The organism is Rhodoferax sp. RT5P35 (assembly GCF_056521385.1).
In genome coordinates, this window is the sequence record NZ_JBWMAX010000058.1 from 1 (window position 1) to 1,812 (window position 1,812).

Annotated in this window: 1 protein-coding gene; it reads left to right on the forward strand. The window is 67.0% G+C overall.

The features are described from left to right. A partial coding sequence (locus tag AC097L_RS23495; protein ID WP_479589154.1) for a hypothetical protein occupies positions 1 to 1,812 on the forward strand: 1,812 nt, incomplete at both ends.

The following is a 1,812-nucleotide window of genomic DNA, read 5'->3' on the forward strand; positions in this document are numbered from 1 at the left end:
ATTGAAATCGACGGGCCGACCACCGGCACCGTGGTCCAGGGCAACCGGATCGGGACCGACCTGGCGGGCACCGCCAACTGGGGCGGGCGGCAAAACGGCATCCTGATAGAGAACTCGTTTGGCGGTGCCGCCCCTTCGTCCAACCTGGTGGCCGACAACATCGTGGCGTTTAGCGGCCAGGGCCACGCGTTCACCAGCGGCATTTCGAGTCTGGCTACGGCCGGCAGCGGAAACACACTGCTGCGCAACCTGGTGTACTCCAGCGTGGGGCTGGGCATCGACATGGGTACCACCGGCGTGACGGTGAATGACACCGGCGATGCCGACACCGGTCCCAACAACCTGCAGAACTTCCCCGTCCTGACGCTGGCCCGCACCGACGGCAGCAGCCAGTTGCAACTGGCCGGCACGCTCAACAGCACGGCCAGCAGCTACTACCGGCTGGAGTTCTTCGCCTCGGCCACGGCCGACGGCAGCGGCAATGGCGAGGGACAGATCTATCTGGGCTTCGTCAATGTCGCGAGCGACGGGTCGGGCAACGCCAGCTTCTCGACCACGCTGGGGGTCAGCGTGCCGGTGGGATACAGCATCGCGGCTACGGCGACCCGCAGCAATGCGGCCTTCAATACCTTCACCGACACGTCGGAGTTCTCCGCCGTGCGCGTGGCCACGGGGTCGGTGGTGCACACGGTGCCGGGTGCACAGAGCATCGTGGAGGACGTGGGCACCGCCATCGGCGGCATCTCGGTGTCCGCGCCGTTCGCTCCGGCCCTCAGCACCGTGCTGGCCGTGTCCAATGGCACGCTGCAGGTCAGCCTCACCGGTGGTGCCAGCGTCAGCGCCGGCACAAATGGCAGCGCCACGCTGACGCTGACGGGCACGGTGGCCCAGGTCAACGCAGCGCTGGCCACGCTGCAGTACACCGGCACGGCCAATTACAACGGTAGCGACACCTTGTCGGTGGCCACCAGCGACGGTACCGGTGGTAGCGATGCCGACAACGTGGCGATTACCGTCACCGCCGTCGACGACGCGCCTGCGATCACCAGCAACGGCGGCGGTGCAACAGCCAACATCTCACTGGCAGAAAACACCACGGCCGTGACCACGGTCACGGCCAGCGACGTGGACGGGCCGACGCTGACCTACTCCATCAGCGGCGGTGCCGACGCGGTGCTGTTTCAGATCAACGGCAGCACTGGCGCTTTAAGCTTCGTGTCCGCGCCAAACTTCGAGAGCCCGACGGATACGGGCGGTAACAACGTCTACGACGTGACGGTGCGGGTCAGCGACGGTAGCCTGGCCGACACGCAGGCCATTGCCGTGACCATCACGGACGTGAACGACGCCCCGCCGGTGATCACCAGCAACGGCGGCGCTGCCACGGCCAGCATCTCCATCGCCGAGAACAGCACGGCGGTCAGCACAGTGACCGCCACCGATGCCGATGGTCCGCTGTTGGCCTTCAGCATCGTCGGCGGCGCGGACGCGGCGCTGTTCCAGATCAACGCGGGAACAGGTGTCCTGAGCTTCGTGTGCGCGCGGGACTTCGAGACCCCGACGGACGCGGGCGGGAACAATGTCTACGACGTGACGGTGCAAGCCAGCGACGGCAGCCTGGCCGACACCCAGGCCATCGCGGTGACGGTGACCAACACCAACGACAACGCGCCCGCCATCACCAGCAACGGCGGCGGTGCCTCGGCCTCGCTGAACGTGGCCGAGAACGGCACGGCCGTGACCACGTTGACCGCCACCGATGCCGATGGTTCGGCCCTGACCTATACGATCAGCGGCGGTGCCGATGCCGCA